The organism is Rhizobium sp. BK176, from assembly GCF_024808055.1.
This window is the reverse complement of sequence record NZ_JANUBV010000002.1, coordinates 668,799-683,977: the sequence shown is the minus strand read 5'-3', so window position 1 is coordinate 683,977 and position 15,179 is coordinate 668,799. Positions and strand designations below refer to the sequence as shown.

The 15,179-nt window shown below is 60.5% G+C and carries 20 protein-coding genes; 14 read left to right on the top strand and 6 right to left on the bottom strand.

Translation table 11 applies throughout. The features are described 5' to 3' along the window. Nucleotides 1–747 (top strand): transcriptional regulator VisR, encoded by a 747-nt coding sequence (gene visR, locus FHT76_RS12615; protein ID WP_183860224.1) that lies wholly within the window; start codon nt 1–3, stop codon nt 745–747. Between the two features lie 18 nt (nt 748–765). Here the strand turns inward: visR and FHT76_RS12610 are convergent, their stop codons facing one another. The 6 genes from FHT76_RS12610 to motA form a co-directional block, all read right to left on the bottom strand. After that, a complete protein-coding gene (locus FHT76_RS12610; RefSeq protein ID WP_259126509.1) occupies nt 766–1,206 on the bottom strand; it encodes a hypothetical protein in 441 nt (146 codons plus the stop codon). Between the two features lie 4 nt (nt 1,207–1,210). Next, a complete protein-coding gene (gene flhB / locus FHT76_RS12605; protein ID WP_183860220.1) occupies nt 1,211–2,290 on the bottom strand; it encodes a flagellar biosynthesis protein FlhB in 1,080 nt (359 codons plus the stop codon). Between the two features lie 129 nt (nt 2,291–2,419). After that, entirely contained in the window at nt 2,420–3,460 is a 1,041-nt protein-coding gene (gene fliG / locus FHT76_RS12600) for a flagellar motor switch protein FliG (protein WP_183860218.1), read from the bottom strand. A 29-nt stretch (nt 3,461–3,489) separates the two neighbouring features. Continuing rightward, nucleotides 3,490–4,074 carry a flagellar motor switch protein FliN gene (gene fliN / locus FHT76_RS12595; RefSeq protein WP_183860216.1) on the bottom strand — a complete coding sequence of 195 codons (585 nt, stop codon included), beginning with the start codon at nt 4,072–4,074 and terminating at the stop codon, nt 3,490–3,492. A gap of 64 nt (nt 4,075–4,138) precedes the next feature. Beyond that, on the bottom strand, nt 4,139–5,077 hold the full coding sequence (locus tag FHT76_RS12590) for a FliM/FliN family flagellar motor switch protein (protein ID WP_183860214.1): 939 nt from the start codon (nt 5,075–5,077) through the stop codon (nt 4,139–4,141). Between the two features lie 6 nt (nt 5,078–5,083). After that, a complete protein-coding gene (motA, locus tag FHT76_RS12585; protein WP_007796569.1) occupies nt 5,084–5,956 on the bottom strand; it encodes a flagellar motor stator protein MotA in 873 nt (290 codons plus the stop codon). Nucleotides 5,957–6,206: 250 nt separating this feature from the next. On the opposite strand from motA, the gene flgF reads away from it, so the two are divergent. The 13 genes from flgF (at nt 6,207) to fliP (ending at nt 15,159) form a co-directional block, all read left to right on the top strand. Next, entirely contained in the window at nt 6,207–6,941 is a 735-nt protein-coding gene (gene flgF, locus FHT76_RS12580) for a flagellar basal-body rod protein FlgF (protein WP_016552754.1), read from the top strand. 14 nt (nt 6,942–6,955) lie between these two features. Continuing rightward, a complete protein-coding gene (gene fliI / locus FHT76_RS12575) occupies nt 6,956–8,347 on the top strand; it encodes a flagellar protein export ATPase FliI (RefSeq protein ID WP_183752684.1) in 1,392 nt (463 codons plus the stop codon). 11 nt (nt 8,348–8,358) lie between these two features. Continuing rightward, the gene (locus tag FHT76_RS12570; RefSeq protein ID WP_183752682.1) at nt 8,359–8,910 is read left to right on the top strand and encodes a flagellar protein; all 552 of its coding nucleotides are present in this window, start codon (nt 8,359–8,361) and stop codon (nt 8,908–8,910) included. Nucleotides 8,911–9,083: 173 nt separating this feature from the next. Next, nucleotides 9,084–9,476, top strand: a complete 393-nt coding sequence (gene flgB, locus FHT76_RS12565; protein WP_114711419.1) for a flagellar basal body rod protein FlgB — start codon at nt 9,084–9,086, stop codon at nt 9,474–9,476. Nucleotides 9,477–9,480: 4 nt separating this feature from the next. Then, nucleotides 9,481–9,897 carry a flagellar basal body rod protein FlgC gene (flgC, locus tag FHT76_RS12560; protein WP_037114251.1) on the top strand — a complete coding sequence of 139 codons (417 nt, stop codon included), beginning with the start codon at nt 9,481–9,483 and terminating at the stop codon, nt 9,895–9,897. Next, entirely contained in the window at nt 9,897–10,223 is a 327-nt protein-coding gene (locus tag FHT76_RS12555; protein ID WP_183860212.1) for a flagellar hook-basal body complex protein FliE, read from the top strand. The genes flgC and FHT76_RS12555 overlap by 1 nt, the downstream gene beginning before the upstream one ends. 19 nt (nt 10,224–10,242) lie before the next feature. Further along, a complete protein-coding gene (gene flgG, locus FHT76_RS12550; RefSeq protein ID WP_016552760.1) occupies nt 10,243–11,031 on the top strand; it encodes a flagellar basal-body rod protein FlgG in 789 nt (262 codons plus the stop codon). A 17-nt stretch (nt 11,032–11,048) separates the two neighbouring features. Further along, nucleotides 11,049–11,534 (top strand): flagellar basal body P-ring formation chaperone FlgA, encoded by a 486-nt coding sequence (gene flgA / locus FHT76_RS12545; protein ID WP_183860210.1) that lies wholly within the window; start codon nt 11,049–11,051, stop codon nt 11,532–11,534. After that, nucleotides 11,531–12,652, top strand: coding sequence for a flagellar basal body P-ring protein FlgI (locus tag FHT76_RS12540; protein WP_183860208.1), 1,122 nt, complete (start codon nt 11,531–11,533; stop codon nt 12,650–12,652). The genes flgA and FHT76_RS12540 overlap by 4 nt, the downstream gene beginning before the upstream one ends. Then, nucleotides 12,649–13,182, top strand: a complete 534-nt coding sequence (locus FHT76_RS12535; protein WP_183752674.1) for a MotE family protein — start codon at nt 12,649–12,651, stop codon at nt 13,180–13,182. Before FHT76_RS12540 ends, FHT76_RS12535 begins: the two co-directional genes overlap by 4 nt. Next, a complete protein-coding gene (gene flgH / locus FHT76_RS12530) occupies nt 13,179–13,895 on the top strand; it encodes a flagellar basal body L-ring protein FlgH (protein WP_016552764.1) in 717 nt (238 codons plus the stop codon). The genes FHT76_RS12535 and flgH overlap by 4 nt, the downstream gene beginning before the upstream one ends. A gap of 11 nt (nt 13,896–13,906) precedes the next feature. Beyond that, complete coding sequence (locus FHT76_RS12525; RefSeq protein ID WP_183752672.1) at nt 13,907–14,425, top strand: flagellar basal body-associated FliL family protein; 519 nt, start codon at nt 13,907–13,909, stop codon at nt 14,423–14,425. Then, nucleotides 14,422–15,159 (top strand): flagellar type III secretion system pore protein FliP, encoded by a 738-nt coding sequence (fliP, locus tag FHT76_RS12520; protein WP_183752670.1) that lies wholly within the window; start codon nt 14,422–14,424, stop codon nt 15,157–15,159. Before FHT76_RS12525 ends, fliP begins: the two co-directional genes overlap by 4 nt. Nucleotides 15,160–15,179 lie beyond the last annotated feature (20 nt).

The window sequence follows — 15,179 nt, the reverse complement described above, 5'->3', positions numbered from 1 at the left end:
ATGGGGCAGTCATCCGGTCGCTCGATGGGACATTCAGAAACGATGCGCGCGGTGCGCGTCAACAAGGTTGCGAGCCGATCGGACCTGTTTCCACGCCTGATCGGCATGCAGAAACTCGCCGACGCTCAGAATTTTGCGGTTTACCGCATCAGCGGCGCGGGCGTGCCAGGAAAGCAGCGGCTGGTTTGCGAACTGGAGAACTGGGGTTCGACGCATAGCGGCTTCAGCCGCGCATTCGTCGACGCGCATGGCGAGGCGCTGCTCGATCATATCGAGAAATCGCTTCTGCCGGTCGTATGGGCCGGCGGGCTTGATCGCGCTGCCCCAAGACCTGCCAGCATTGCCCCCTTCATGACGCGCCTGAAGGACGGCCTGCTGCCGTTCTCGGGCATAGCTTTTCCGGTTCGCCTCGGTGCCGTCGGTAACGGCTTCATCGTCTTCACGGGCGATGATCTCGAACCAGCTAGTGATATGATCGTCGAACTGCATGCGAGGTCCTGTCAGGTCATGATCGATCTGCTCTCGCTCGACGAGCGCAGAGTGGCGGCCGCCGAAGCTCTCAGCGAACGCGAGATTGCCTGCCTGCAGCTTGCTGGAGACGGGCGTATCAGCGAAGAGATCGCCGACAAGCTTGGCCTCTCGGTGCATACCGTCAATGCCTATCTCGGCTCGGCGACGATCAAGCTGGATTCGGTCAACCGAATCCAGGCGATCGCGAAGGCCATTCGCCTCGGATATATCAGCTGATATGAGGGCGAGGGCGTCTTAGCCCGCCAGTGCCCGCAATGCCTCGACGTTATAGCGCGCGTCGCGCAGGCTCCGCTCGAGGAAAACGGTGTTTTCGTCCGGATCAGCAGATGGATCCTGGAACGCGATGTGGTTGATCTCGATGCCGGCATGTTGCTCGGCGAGCGTCAGCTGTGCGTAAATCGTGACGCCGCGTGGCTTGATTTCGAGGTCGATCACCACTTCAGGCTTGCCGCCCCATTCAAGCGTATAGCTACCGCCATGGCCAAAATTGACCGTGCCGGGGTGGAAGAAGAGCTCCGCAGCTGACGATACCAGATCGGAAAGATTGCCATAGTACTCGAAGCGCAGCAGCGAGATGAGGTCCGAAGCGTCCAGAAGCCTTAGTTCGGTGGCTACCGGGCTGATGGCTTCCGCCAGGATTTTTTCACGCTGGGTAGAGTAGGGGCATTTTTTCATTCGGCTATCTTACCCGTTTGTTCTTGGCATGCGTCGCGTAAACCCGATGGATGAGCTCCGCGACTGCCTTGTAGAATACAGACGGTATGACACTATCGACCGAGACTTGCGCAAACATGGAGCGCGCAAGAGGCGGGTCTTCGAAAACCGGAATCCCGTTCTTTTCCGCGATCTCTCTGATTTTCAACGCAATTAGATCCTGGCCCTTGGCGACGACGACAGGCGCGTCGTTCTCCTCGCGCACGTAGCGCAGGGCGACCGCAAAGTGCGTCGGGTTTGCAATCACGAGCGTGGCGCGGTCGACATTGGCAATCATACGGCGGCGGGCCCGGTCGCGCATCAGCGAGCGCTGGCGGCTCTTGACGAAGGGGTCGCCTTGCGACTGCTTGTTTTCTTCCTTGACCTCGTGCCGCGTCATCTTCAGTTCGGTGAACCAGTGGTAGCGCGTCCAGAAGAAGTCGGCGATCGCGACGACCGCTGTGGCGATCAGAACGACGATCGTGATCTTCTGCATCGACGTCATCATGCGGGTGAAGATCGTTTTCGGATCGGAAAACATCGCATCGATGGCGCCGAAGTATTCGCTCTTCAGCACGAAGAACATCACGACACCGACGATCACGATCTTCGTCAGCGATTTGCCGAACTCGACGAGGCCGGGCAGGCTGAACAACCGCGACCACCCCTTGGCAGGCGAGATACGCGAGAACTGCGGCCTGATTCGCTCGAGCACCGGCGTCGGCAGGTTCTGAGCGATGGACGCGCCGACACCAAACACCATGAACAGGATGAAGGCGGGCGCAAGCAAGGTCGCCGAAACCCAGCCGAGGTGAACGAACAGCGAAAGCGCGTCCGGCCCCGTTTCGAGCTTCCATTGGTCGGGTTGCTCGAAAATGTCCTTCAGCGCCTCCCCGACCTTACTCAGCCCGCTCGGCAGAAAGAAAATGATGTAGATGAAGGTGGCAAGAACAGTGGCAAAGAGCGGCACCTCTCGCGAAAAAGGGACGTTACCTTTCTCGGCAGCGTCACTTTTCTTTTTCGCTGTCGGGTCTTCTGTTTTGCTGTCCTTGTCGTCGTCGGCCAAGGCCGAAGCCCTCCATCAAAAAGAAATGGCCGCGCCAGGGCGCGGCCTTTCCGGAAGGGTATCTCCCTTTCGTCGCCGCGATCAACCACGGTGACCGGGAGGAGACGCTTCGTGCACAACAACAGCGGCTTAAGCCGCTGCCGAGTCTTCCGCCTCGGTCTCCTTGAGCTGGATCTGACCGGAATTCGACAGGCGAATCGCTTCCTGGGCGATGGCGCGGCGCGCGATCGCGATCTCGCGCGGGTTGATGCCAGCCGTTCCGCTCTGCAGATCCGATTCGATCATGCGGCGCTGGCGCGGGCTGATCGAGGCGAGAACCGCTTCGCGCATTTCGGTGGACGAGCCACGCAGTGCCATGGTCAGGATGTCCGCCGAGATATCGTTGAGCAGCATGACGCGGCTGCGCTGCGGCATGAGCATGAGGTCGTCGAAGAGGAAGATCTTCGGGCGCACCTTGTTGACCGATTCGCGGCTGATCGATTCGAGCGAGGTGAGCAGGGTATCGACCTGCGGCTTGTCCATCTCGTTCATCAGTTCGGCAACCTTCGTCGAGCCGATCGAGTTCTTCTCGGCATCGATCTCGGCCAGCAGGGTCATCACCTGCTTTTCGATGATCTGCGCGGCCTTTGGGCTGACGGACTTGAGATTGACCGTGCGGTTCATGATATCCGCACGGCGGCCATCCGGGATCTGCATCAGAACCTTGGCGCCAAACGACGAGGGCATCATCGAGAGAATGTAGGCAACAGTCTGCGGGTGCTCGCGCAACAGGAACTTGCCGATGAAAGCCGGATCGCCTTCGCCGAGGCGGTCCCAGATCGACGTCTCGTAGGCCTGGAACGTCGTGCGACGGCCAAGCAGACTGTCGACCTCGTCAGGGGTCAGGCCTTCCTCGAGAATGCTTTCGATCGCCTTGGCGTTGTCCATGAGACCCGCACCTTCGGTGAACAGGTCCTCGAATTCCGCGACAAGTCCAAGCAGCTCATCCGGTGGGATGGCGCGCAGCGTTTGCGCCGAGTTGATGATCGTTTGCAACTCGGCCTGCGTGAAATACTTCAACAGCCTGCCGGCGACCCCTTTCCCCATTGCGAGGAGAACGGCCGCCGCCTTTTCAGCCTGGGTCAACGGTTTCTCGGCTAGAGCGCCGCCGAAATCGTCAAAGTCCATCATGGTCTAACCTCTCCGTCCCTGCACCGGGATCAGGCTTTTTTCGTACTCAAAACTTCTATCAGCTTGACGCCAAAACGCGTGTCGTCGTTGTCCAGAACGGTGATCTCGCCGCGCGCGATCTTGCGGCCGTTCACCATGATTTCGACCGGTTCGCCGATCTTCTTGTCGAGCGCGATGGTTGCGCCTTCATTCAGGTTCATCAGGCCGGCAACCTGCATGCGGCTGCTGCCGAGCATGATTTGAACGTCGATCGGAATATCCATGATCAGGTCGAGGTTCGACTGCATGGCGCTGCCAAGCGGCGCCGGCTCGGACGCGATCGCACCGAAAGAGCTGTCGCCGAAATCGGAAGAGCCGCCAAAGTCGGATGTTGCGCCGAAATCGCTTCCACCGAATGCGGAATCGCCGGCGGTATCCTCGAAATCGCCGCCAAAGGTCGACAGATCGGTGCTGCCGCTGAACGCGTCGCTCTCACCTGCGAAGTCCGGCAGGCCGCCGTCCGCGTCGGTCTTCAGGACGCCGCGCAGGTCATCGATAGCCTGATCAAGCTCGGCCTCGTTGCCCGGGAGCTCCGTTGAAAGGTCGCTGGTCTTGGGTGTCTTCTTCGTCGCCATGAAATCACTATTCCAGTTGAAACTTGCCTCAAGCTGCCGTGCGGCGGCTCGGTTGGAAAATGGGCTAATTCATCAAGTGGCGGATGAGCTCGTCATCCGAGTTAATCGTATCCTTGACCCGGACGGTGTAATTCTCGCCCGAACGTCCAAACTCGCAGATGTACAGTTCCTTGCTGTTGGCGCTGACTTCGACGCGAACGTCGCCGCGGTCATAGAAGGGGATAACGTCGCCGGCAGCGAGCTTTGAAATGGTCCTCAGCGTCAGGTCCTGCAGACGGATTTTGGCGTTGAGCGTTACCTGCGAGCGGCGCACCTGCTCGCTGAGCTGGTCGGTCCATTCCGCGGACTTTGCCGACTGTCCCTTGGCTTTTGGAGGCGCCACCGTCGTCTTCAACAGGGCGGCCTGGGGTACGATCAGCGAGAAATCCGAAGTGATGCCGGACAGCGTGATCGACATGTTGATTGCGGCGGCAAACTCGTCGGGTTTGTCCTCGGCGGGCTTGGTTCGCGTTTCGAAGGCGTAGGGGAACTCCATGGCAGGCTCGAATCCACCGGGCGCGTTCACCGCCGAGCGGAGAACATTGGCGATCTTGTCGAAGACCATGACCGCGAGTTCGAGCTCGATTATGGAGAGCAGGCGGTCGGCCGGCTGCTCGACTGTCCCGGCATCCGCACCCAGCAAATGCTCCATCAGCGTGATGACAAAGCTGTTGCCGCAGGCGAGCGTGATATTCTGCGACCAGTTGCGGAGTGTCGCGTCGACAAGCGTGGTGTTGCCGCCCAGGTCGGTAATCAGGTCGTTCTTGTGCCCGCTGTCGCAGCCGAGATAGGTGACTTCGACGTCCAGGTTGGTCTCGCTCTTGATGACGTCCGGCAGGAAGGCCGTATAGACATCGCCGAATGCGCCGCAGATCTTCTCGATGGTAGCCTTGTCGCCGAGCCGGCCAGTCAGCTTGGCAAGAAGGGCTTCATCCATGAGGGGTTTCTTGAGGATAGCGTTCATGACCGTTTACGCCGCCTTGTTCTCGCCGCCGGGGTTCATCATTTCCTGCTCGACGGCGTCGATTGACGGACGTTCGTAGGCCGAGATGGTCTTGCGGCCGTATTCGAGCGCAACCTGCGGCACCGAGCCGTTCATGTAGGCAAGCAGTGTCTGCTTGACGATGACATAGAGGCGGTGCTGCTTGTTGCGGACGATCTTGATCTGAGAAACGATCGGCGAGCAGACGCAATAAGACAAGAGAATGCCGAGGAAGGTGCCGACGAGTGCCGAGCCGATCAGGTGGCCGAGAACTTCGGGCGAATCGTTGATGTGCGCCATCGCCTTGATGACGCCGAGAACGGCGGCGACGATACCGATCGCCGGGAAGGCGTCGCCCATGGTCTGGATCGCGTGATAGGGCTTCATCTTGTCGTGAAGGATCGTGTTGATCTCTTCGTCCATGAGCGCTTCGATCTCATGCGAACGGGCATTGCCGATGATGATCAGGCGGACGTAGTCGCAGATGAACGCCGTCAGTTCCTTGTTCTTCAGGATCGTCGGCGCGGATTGGAAGATCGAGGATTCGGCCGGATTGTCGATATGGGCTTCGATCTCGTTGCGCGATTTCGTACGAAGGTCGCGCATCAGGGAATAGAGGACACCAAGCGTATCGAGATAATTCCGTTCCTTAGGGACCGTGTGCTTGAAGGCTTCGCCGAGCGCCTTGCCGGAATCCTTCACCACCTTCATCGGGTTGCCCATGACGAAACTACCGAGGCCCGCGCCGCCGATGATGACGAGCTCGAAGGGCTGCCAGAGCGCTTCGACGTGACCGCCCATCGCCATGAAGCTGCCGATGATGCAGCCGCAGGTAATCACAAATCCGATAATGATATTCATCGTCAGTCCAAACCTGATCGTTATTTTCAACCCAAGGGATAGGGCTGCTGGCTTGCGTGAGGCTGATGGTTGCCCCTGTAAACCAAGCTTTTGCATGCCAGCTTCGCGCAAGCATTTGCTGTCAGCTTGTCGGTGACGAATGGGCATCCGTGCCCGTTTCTGAGATGCCGCCTCAGCGAGATCCGTGGTCGAACCGACTGCAAACACCCGGATCTCGTACCGTTCATCGCCAATGCAGGAGCCTATCGGGATGCAATCTGGTCTTTATGTTTCTTTGTCGTCGCAGATCGCACTCGAACGTCGCCTCACAACCATCGCCGACAATATGGCGAACGTGAACACGACGGGCTTTCGCGCGACGGAGGTGAAGTTCGACGAGATGCTTGGCGAAACAGGCAACAAGATCAATGCCAAGATCGCCTATGTGTCACAGGGCAACGACTATCTCTCTGGTGATAGCGGCGAGCTCGAGCACACCGGAAACATGCTGGACTTCGCAATCAAGGGCGACGCCTGGTTCTCGGTGGACACGCCGGCCGGCAAGGTTCTGACTAAGGACGGCCGCTTCACCATGAAGGATAACGGCGAACTCGTTTCGGTCCGCGGCTATCCGGTTCTCGATGCCGGCGGTGCGCCGGTGACGCTCAACACGGCTGCCGGCGAGCCAAAGGTCGGCGCCGATGGGCTGATCTACCAGGACGGCAAGCAGGTCGGTTCGCTGGGTCTCTTCGAGGCCGATATCAGCAAGGGTTACCTGCGCTATGAAAACAGCGGCATCATGACGACGGAGCAGCCGCGCGCCGTGACCGATCGCTTCAACGTCGGCGTCCAGCAGGGTTACCTGGAAAACTCCAACGTCAACGCCATGCGCGAAATCACGCAGCTGATCGAAGTCAATCGCGCCTTCGAGAGCATGACGTCGCTTTCGAAGGACAGCGAAGCGTCGTTCAGCGAAGCGATCAAGACGCTCGGCGGCAGCCGCTAATCGAGGTCTGACGCATGGGTAATACGCCGCTTACCGAAGCCGATCTCTCACCGAAGCTCGCGCATCTTGCCGGGCTCGTGTCGCGCTACTCGAATCCCGATTTTTCGGTCGCCGCCGGCGGCCATGTCCAGACGATCGCGGCCGGCCACTACACGGTCACCGGGCTGTCGCGCCATGTGAGGCTCGGCGAGTTCGTAGCACACAAATCGTCCACCGGTATTCACCTCGGTGAGGTCGTGCGTGTTGAGCCGGAACTGACCTATGTCTGCCCGATCGAGCCGGGCGAGCCGATTGGCATCCATGATACGGTCATCCGCAAGGGTGCCTTTCGCATTTCGCCTGATGACAGTTGGTGCGGGCGCACGATCAATTCGCTGTGCGAGCCGATCGATGGGCTCGGCCCCATCGTAGAAGGGCTCGGCCGCCGCTCCATTTCGAACACCGCGCCGCCTTCGATGACGCGAAAGCGCGTCGAGAAAGGCTTCAAGACAGGCGTTCGCGCCATCGACATTTTTTCGCCGCTCTGCCTCGGCCAGCGTCTCGGCATTTTCGCGGGTTCAGGTGTTGGTAAATCGACGCTGCTCTCGATGCTGGCGCGCGCCGACGCCTTCGACAAGGTCGTCATCGCCCTGGTTGGCGAACGTGGCCGTGAAGTACGCGAGTTCATCGAGGACACGCTCGGCGCCAACATGAGGAAGGCGATTGCCGTCGTTGCGACGAGCGATGAGAGCCCGATGCTGCGCAAGATGGCGCCGCTGACCGCCGTCACCATTGCCGAACACTTCCGCGATCAGGGCGACAATGTGCTCTTGATCGTCGATAGCGTCACCCGATTTGCCCACGCCATCCGCGAGGTTGCGACCGCATCCGGCGAACCGCCGATCGCGCGCGGCTACCCTGCTTCTGTTTTCACCGAGCTGCCACGTTTGCTGGAGCGCGCAGGTCCCGGCCCGGAGGGCACGGGGACGATCACCGCGATCATCTCGATCCTCGTCGATGGCGACAACCACAACGACCCGATCGCCGACTCGACCCGCGGTATCTTGGATGGTCATATCGTCCTGCAGCGCAGCCTGGCGGAGGAGGGACGCTACCCACCAATCGATCCGCTGGCCTCGATCTCGCGCCTCGCGCGCAAGGCCTGGACCCCGGACCAGGAAAAGCTCGTGTCGCGTCTGAAGACGCTCATCCACCGCTTCGAGGAAACCCGCGACCTTCGCCTGATCGGCGGCTATCGGCAGGGCGCCGATCCTGATCTCGACATGGCGGTCAAGCAGGTACCGATCATTTACGATGTTCTGAAACAGTCGCCGGGCGATGTCGATTCGCAGGATGCCTTTGCCGATCTGGCTGGGGCCCTGAAAGCGGCGGCCGGCATCGGCGGCCAGCCGAATATCCGCAGGTAGAGAGGCGTGACGTGACCGATTTCGATGACGATGAGAAGATCGCGCCGTTGAAGCCCTTGCGGCGCAAGACCGTGTTCCTCGACCGCGCCTTGACCATTGCCGGCCTCGCATTGGCCGGAGCGTCGGCTTTTTTCCCGTGGTACGTCTTCTTCAACGAGGACAAGTTCGGCATCAACGTCGCGCAGGGCGACCGGACGCGCGATCTTCCGGACTGGCCGGCGCGAAACGTCTTCAGCGTCTCGCCGCTGGCGATGGCCAACAAGAACCAATACGAGAAGAAGCCCGAAATTCCGGTCGATCCGCTGACGACCGCGACGGTCTCCAACATCGGCAAGGAGGATGACAAGGGTCCGCCGGCCGAAGATCAGCCGTTTCCCAGCAAATCCGGTTTTCGACTTCTCCACGTGGCAAACGGCCGCGCGCTGATCGAAGACCCGTCCGGCATGTACGTCGTGCGTGTCGGCTCCATTCTGCCGGACGAGAGCCGGCTGGCGACATTGGAGGAGCGTGATGGCAAATGGGTCATCATCACCTCCAAAGGCGATGTCTATCAGCATAATTGAGCACCGCCCACGAGGCAGCGAATCAACGGAAGGCTCAGCCGGATATGGTTGGAGCCTTCTTCGCGTTGTGGAGGCTGTGGCCAAAAAGCTCCGGGATTGCCGGACCGCATCCCCCGTAAGTCTGACGCAAGATTACCGCCCTAGGTTCGCATCAGTAAAAACGGAGAGTTCCCATGCAACCGATTCAACTTTTCGACTTGGCCTCGCGGCAGGCCGAATGGCTGACGATCCGTCAGGAGGTTGTTGCCGGCAACATCGCGAACGCGAACACGCCGAAATATCGCGCCAAGGACATCACGCCCTTCCAGGCCGCCCTCGACAAGTCGGACGTTACCATGGCGCGCACCAATGCGGCGCACTTGACCGGCAATGACCTGGGCACGAAGAGCGACATCGATGTGAAGGATGCAGCTCTCGATCAGGAGATCGGCGTCCAGGAGTCGGGCAATACTGTCGGTCTAGCCGAGGAACTTTCCAAGTCCGGTGAAATCAAGCGGCAATACGATCTGAACACCTCGCTGGTGAGCTCGTTCAATCGGATGATGCTGATGACGGTGAAGGGCTAAGATCATGGATCCTTTGTCGGCAGCACTCAAAATCGCAGGATCGGGACTCGAGGCGCAATCGACGCGCCTGCGCATCGTATCCGAAAACATCGCCAACGCCCGCTCGACGGGTGATACGCCCGGCGCCGATCCCTACCGCCGCAAGACGGTAACCTTCGGCGAAGCCGTCGACCGCGCAAACGGCGTCACCACGGTCAACGTCAAGAAGCTCGGGGAGGATGAATCGAAGTTCATCACCGAATACGACCCGAGCAATCCTGCGGCGGACGAGAAGGGCGTCGTCAAGCTCCCCAACGTCAACATGCTGGTCGAAATGGCCGACATGCGGGAAGCCAACCGCTCCTACGACGCCAACCTGCAGACCATCAAGCAATCCCGCGACCTGATCTCGGCAACGATCGATCTACTGAAGAGCCAATAATGATCAACAACGTCAATAGCGTCAGCTCCCTCTCCATGACCCGCGGCCTCGCCGCTATCGAACAGGACAGCTCGACGGCTTCGTCGGCAGCAGAAAGCGCAGCAAACGACGGGGGCTTCGGTGCTGCTCTCAGCAATGTTGCGACTGGCGCCGTGAACACCCTGAAGAATGCGGAAGGCATGTCTTTCGCCGGCATCAAGGGCACGGCCACGACGCGCGAAGTCGTCGATGCCGTCATGCAGGCGCAGCAGACGCTGCAGACCGCAATCGCCATTCGCGACAAGGTCGTTTCTGCCTTTCTCGACGTCACCCGGATGCAGATGTAATTGATTTAAGGACGAAGCCATGAGAGCGCTTGCCATTGCTGCAACGGGTATGGATGCCCAGCAGACCAATCTCGAAGTCATCGCCAACAATATCGCGAACATCAACACGACCGGCTACAAGCGGGCCCGCGCTGAATTTACCGACCTGCTGTATCAGACCGAGCGCGCCAAGGGCGTTTCCAACCGCGCGAACCAGGCGATCGTGCCGGAAGGTGCGAATATCGGTCTCGGCGTCCAGACGTCTGCTGTCCGCAACCTGCACATCCAGGGCGAACTCTCGCAGACCGGCAACGATCTCGACGTGGCGATGATCGGTCGCGGCTTCTTCCAGATCCAGGCGCCGGACGGCACGACGCTCTACACCCGCGCCGGCGCATTCAACAAGAACGAGACGGGCCAGATCGTCACGGTCGACGGCTATCTCGTGGCACCGAACATCACCATTCCGCAGGGCTCGACGCAGGTCACGATCAGCCGCTCGGGCGAAGTCTCGGCGAAGCTGCCGGGCAATACCGATCCGACCGTGCTCGGCCAGCTGCAGATCGCCGACTTTGTCAATGAAGCCGGCCTTCAGCCGCTCGGCGACAACCTCTTCCAGCAGACGCCGGCCTCCGGCGATCCCGTCGTCGGCACGCCCGACGAAGAGGGCTTCGGCTACATGAAGCAGGGCTACCTGGAGTCCTCGAACGTCGATCCGGTGAAGGAAATCACCGAGCTGATATCGGCACAGCGCGCCTATGAAATGAACTCCAAGGTCATCACCACCGCCGACGAAATGGCCTCCATCGTCAGCAAAAACCTGAAGTAATCGGGAAGGGCCGAAACATGATGTTTTGCCGGGTCAAAGGTATCCTCGGATGGGCGGCAGCCGCCGCCATTGCGATGGCCGCATTTGCCGCAGCGCAGGCAGCTGTTGCTGCCGGCATGGGCTTTGCGGTCGTTCCGACGACGACGATCTACCCCGGCGAAACCGTGTCCGGCGCCCAGCTCCAGGAAGTGGAAGTAACCAACCCGAACCTGGCCGGCGACTACGCAAAGTCGATCCGCCAGGTGGAGGGAATGATCTCGAAGCGCACGCTCCTGCCGGGACGCACCATCTCGGTCTCGGCGCTGCGCGAGCCCTTTACCGTGACACGCGGCTCGTCGATCCGGCTGATCTTCACGCTTGGCCCGATGACGATCTCGGCCGCCGGCTCGCCGCTTGAAGACGGCATGACCGGCCAGCTCATCCGCGTTCGCAACATGGATTCCGGCGTGATTGTCAGCGGCACCGTGCTCGCCGACGGCACCATACACGTGGCCGCAAAATGAAGAAGTTTTTCCGCCTTTTCGTCGCTCTCGCGTTTTTGTCTCCGAACGTCGTCGCTGTCGCGCCCGCCGCGGCGATGAATTCGCGCATCAAGGACATCGCATCCTTGCAGGCAGGACGTGACAACCAGCTGATCGGCTATGGCCTGATCGTCGGCCTTCAAGGCACTGGCGACGGCTTCCGCGCCTCGCCCTTTACCGAGCAGTCGATGCGCGCGATGCTGCAGAACCTTGGCATCTCTACGCAGAACAGCCAGTCCAACGCGAAGAATACCGCGGCCGTGATGGTCACCGCCAACCTGCCACCTTTTGCCAGCCCCGGCAGCCGCATCGACGTGAACGTCAGTTCGCTTGGTGATGCGACCTCGCTGCGCGGCGGTACGCTTATCATGACCTCGCTCTCGGGCGCGGACGGCCAGATCTACGCGGTCGCCCAGGGCTCCGTCGTTGTCTCGGGCTTTAACGCCCAAGGCCAGGCGGCAACGGTCACCGAGGGTGTCACGACCGCTGGTCGCGTGCCGGGCGGTGCCATCATCGAGCGTGAGCTGCCTTCGCGCTTCAAGGATTCCGTCAATCTCGTTCTGCAGCTGCGCAACCCCGATTTCTCGACGGCCATCCGCATCGCCGATGTCGTCAACGGCTATGCGTCCGCGCGTTTCGGTGGTCCGGTAGCCGAGGCCAAGGATGCGCAGGAGGTCATCGTCCAGAAGCCGAGAACGGCGGATCTGACGCGCCTGATGGCCGATCTGGAGAATCTCGTCGTCGAAACGGACACCCCGGCCAAGGTCGTGGTGAACGAACGGACAGGAACGATCGTTATCGGCGCGGACGTGCGCGTGTCGCCGGTCGCCGTCAGCTATGGTACTCTGACCGTCCAGGTGACCGAGACGCCGCAGATCATTCAGCCCGAGCCGTTCTCGCGTGGCGTGACCGCGGTGCAGCCGCAGACCGATATCGCGGCGCAGAAAACGGGCGGCAAGGTGGCGCTGCTGGATGGGCCTGACCTCAGGACACTGGTGGCCGGCCTCAACAATATTGGCGTCAAGCCGGATGGCATCATCGCCATCCTCCAGGGCATCAAGTCAGCCGGCGCGCTGCAAGCGGAGCTCGTTCTGCAATGATGAAGACCATGGCTTTGTCAGATTTGCTTCAGCGTCTTGCCTTGCCGGCCATGGCCGTCGTGGCGCTGTCCATTCCCGGCGCCTTCGCACAGGAGCAGCCGGCGCCGAAGGGCGAAATGACCTCGCAGGAGGAGATCAAGCAGTTCTGCACGAACATTGCCGATCCCGCCCGCGACCAACGCTACCTGCTTCAGAAGCAGGAGCTCGAGAAGCTTCGTGCCGACGTCGATTCGCGCATCGCCGAGATGAACAAGCGCAAAGAGGAATATCAGGACTGGCTGAAGCGCCGTGATGTCTTCCTCAAGCAGGCCGAAGCGGGCCTCACCGATATCTACAAGAAAATGAAGCCGGACGCAGCCGCATCACAGCTGCAAGAGGTCAAGATCGAAGTCGCAGCGGCGGTCATCATGCGGCTGAACCCGACCCAGTCGAGCCTGATCCTCAACGAGATGGATCCGCAGAAGGCTGCGGTCATCGCCAACATCATCGCCAGCGCGTCCGATCCAAATACGTCGAAGGACCCCTCATGAACAAGCGTTTCCCGGCCGCGATTGCCGCTGTAGCCCTCCTTGCAGGCTGCGCATCGCCGCAGGCCGTCAACGAGATCGGTCGCGCCCCGGCCATGAGCCCGATCGGCAGCGGTCTCGCCTACGGCCAGACCCCACAGATGGCGCTTTATCCGAAGCAGCCGCGCCAGGTGGCGCAAGGCTATTCGCTCTGGAGCGACTCGCAGGCCGCCCTTTTCAAGGATGCCCGCGCTCTCAACGTCGGCGATATCCTGACCGTCGATATCAAGATCAACGATAAGGCGAAGTTCGAGAACGACACCAGCCGCAGCCGAACCAATTCGAGCGCCATGAACTGGGACGTCAACGCCAACGTCATGGGCTGGAATCCGTCGTCGAAGACCGACCTGACCTACGGCTCCGACACGAGCACCGACGGCAAGGGTAAGATCGACCGCTCCGAAACGCTGAAGCTGCTGGTCGCCGCGGTGGTCACCGGCATTCTCGAGAACGGCAACCTTGTGATCAGTGGCTCTCAGGAAGTTCGCGTCAACCAGGAGATCCGCATTCTCAACGTCGCCGGTATCGTCCGTCCGCAGGACGTCGACGCCGACAACCTGATTTCCTACGAGAAGATTGCTGAGGCCCGCATCTCCTACGGCGGTCGCGGCCGCCTGATGGAAGTGCAGCAGCCGCCGCGCGGCCAGCAGGCCGTCGATCTCTTCTCGCCGCTCTGAGGCAGAACATCATGGCAGAGACAGAAGCCGCCGAAGGCCAGCCGAAGAAGAAATCGGCCGCAATCATGACCATCGCCGGGCTTGCGATCCTGACGCTGCTTGGCGCCGGCGGCGGCTGGGTGGTTGGTGCCATGGTCGCGCCCAACATCAAGGGTGCCGAGCAGGCGGAGCAAGCAAAGGCGGCCAAGGACGAGGCCGCGCAAAAGAAGGAAGGCGAGGCGGGACTGCCTCACATTTCCACGGAAGCCAACAACGTCGTTCAGCTTGAGCCGATCACGTCGAACCTCGCCTATCCCTCGGAGAACTGGGTTCGTCTGGAAGTCGCACTGCTGTTTTCCGGCCCGCCCGACGTGAAACTCGCGGAGGATATCCATCAAGATATTCTCGCCTATGTCCGTACGGTTTCGCTGCAGCAGATCGAAGGGCCGCGAGGCTTCGAATATCTTAAGGATGACATCCAGGAGCGTGTTGACCTTCGCGCGCAAGGCCGCGTATCGAAGGTCATGTTCAGGACCTTCGTCGTCGAATGATTCGATTCCTATTGCTGTTCGCTGCCATGATGGCGGCACCGGAGCTGGCGCATGCGCAGCAGCTCCCGACAAACCTGTTGAACTTGCCGGTCGACGGTTCGGTCGCGGCATGGATCATCAGAACATTCGGCCTGCTGACCGTCCTTTCGGTCGCGCCGGGCATTCTGATCATGGTGACGAGCTTCCCGCGCTTCGTCATCGCCTTCTCGATCCTGCGATCGGGAATGGGCCTGTCCTCCACTCCTTCGAATATGATCTTGCTGTCGCTTGCGCTGTTCATGACTTTCTATGTCATGCAGCCGACCTTCGACCAGGCATGGCAGACGGGCGTTCAACCGCTCCTGTCGAACCAGATCGACGAGCAGCAGGCCATCACGCGCATTGCGGAGCCCTTCCGCACCTTCATGACAAGCAACACGCGCGACAAGGATCTGGCGCTTTTCGTCGATTTGGCGCGGGAGCGCGGCCAGAGCGTCGAGACCGGTGAGAAGATCGACTACCGCGTCCTCATTCCTGCCTTCATGATCTCAGAGATCCGGCGCGGTTTCGAGATCGGCTTTCTGGTTGTTCTCCCATTCCTCGTCATCGACCTGATCGTTGCCACCATCACCATGGCGATGGGCATGATGATGCTGCCGCCGACATCGATTTCGCTGCCGTTCAAGATCCTCTTCTTCGTGCTGATCGACGGCTGGAATCTCCTGGTCGGAAGCCTGGTCCGCTCCTTCCACTAGAGTAGGTTCACGGCGCAACA

What these genes read in the sequence shown, in the direction of transcription:
- visR (WP_183860224.1), top strand. Translation starts at nt 1, where the DNA reads ATGGGGCAGTCATCCGGTCGCTCGATGGGACATTCAGAAACGATGCGC.
- FHT76_RS12610 (WP_259126509.1), bottom strand. Translation starts at nt 1,206, where the DNA reads ATGAAAAAATGCCCCTACTCTACCCAGCGTGAAAAAATCCTGGCGGAA.
- fliG (WP_183860218.1), bottom strand. Translation starts at nt 3,460, where the DNA reads ATGATGGACTTTGACGATTTCGGCGGCGCTCTAGCCGAGAAACCGTTG.
- fliN (WP_183860216.1), bottom strand. Translation starts at nt 4,074, where the DNA reads ATGGCGACGAAGAAGACACCCAAGACCAGCGACCTTTCAACGGAGCTC.
- FHT76_RS12590 (WP_183860214.1), bottom strand. Translation starts at nt 5,077, where the DNA reads ATGAACGCTATCCTCAAGAAACCCCTCATGGATGAAGCCCTTCTTGCC.
- motA (WP_007796569.1), bottom strand. Translation starts at nt 5,956, where the DNA reads ATGAATATCATTATCGGATTTGTGATTACCTGCGGCTGCATCATCGGC.
- flgF (WP_016552754.1), top strand. Translation starts at nt 6,207, where the DNA reads ATGCAATCTGGTCTTTATGTTTCTTTGTCGTCGCAGATCGCACTCGAA.
- fliI (WP_183752684.1), top strand. Translation starts at nt 6,956, where the DNA reads ATGGGTAATACGCCGCTTACCGAAGCCGATCTCTCACCGAAGCTCGCG.
- flgB (WP_114711419.1), top strand. Translation starts at nt 9,084, where the DNA reads ATGCAACCGATTCAACTTTTCGACTTGGCCTCGCGGCAGGCCGAATGG.
- flgC (WP_037114251.1), top strand. Translation starts at nt 9,481, where the DNA reads ATGGATCCTTTGTCGGCAGCACTCAAAATCGCAGGATCGGGACTCGAG.
- FHT76_RS12555 (WP_183860212.1), top strand. Translation starts at nt 9,897, where the DNA reads ATGATCAACAACGTCAATAGCGTCAGCTCCCTCTCCATGACCCGCGGC.
- flgG (WP_016552760.1), top strand. Translation starts at nt 10,243, where the DNA reads ATGAGAGCGCTTGCCATTGCTGCAACGGGTATGGATGCCCAGCAGACC.
- flgA (WP_183860210.1), top strand. Translation starts at nt 11,049, where the DNA reads ATGATGTTTTGCCGGGTCAAAGGTATCCTCGGATGGGCGGCAGCCGCC.
- FHT76_RS12540 (WP_183860208.1), top strand. Translation starts at nt 11,531, where the DNA reads ATGAAGAAGTTTTTCCGCCTTTTCGTCGCTCTCGCGTTTTTGTCTCCG.
- FHT76_RS12535 (WP_183752674.1), top strand. Translation starts at nt 12,649, where the DNA reads ATGATGAAGACCATGGCTTTGTCAGATTTGCTTCAGCGTCTTGCCTTG.
- flgH (WP_016552764.1), top strand. Translation starts at nt 13,179, where the DNA reads ATGAACAAGCGTTTCCCGGCCGCGATTGCCGCTGTAGCCCTCCTTGCA.
- FHT76_RS12525 (WP_183752672.1), top strand. Translation starts at nt 13,907, where the DNA reads ATGGCAGAGACAGAAGCCGCCGAAGGCCAGCCGAAGAAGAAATCGGCC.
- fliP (WP_183752670.1), top strand. Translation starts at nt 14,422, where the DNA reads ATGATTCGATTCCTATTGCTGTTCGCTGCCATGATGGCGGCACCGGAG.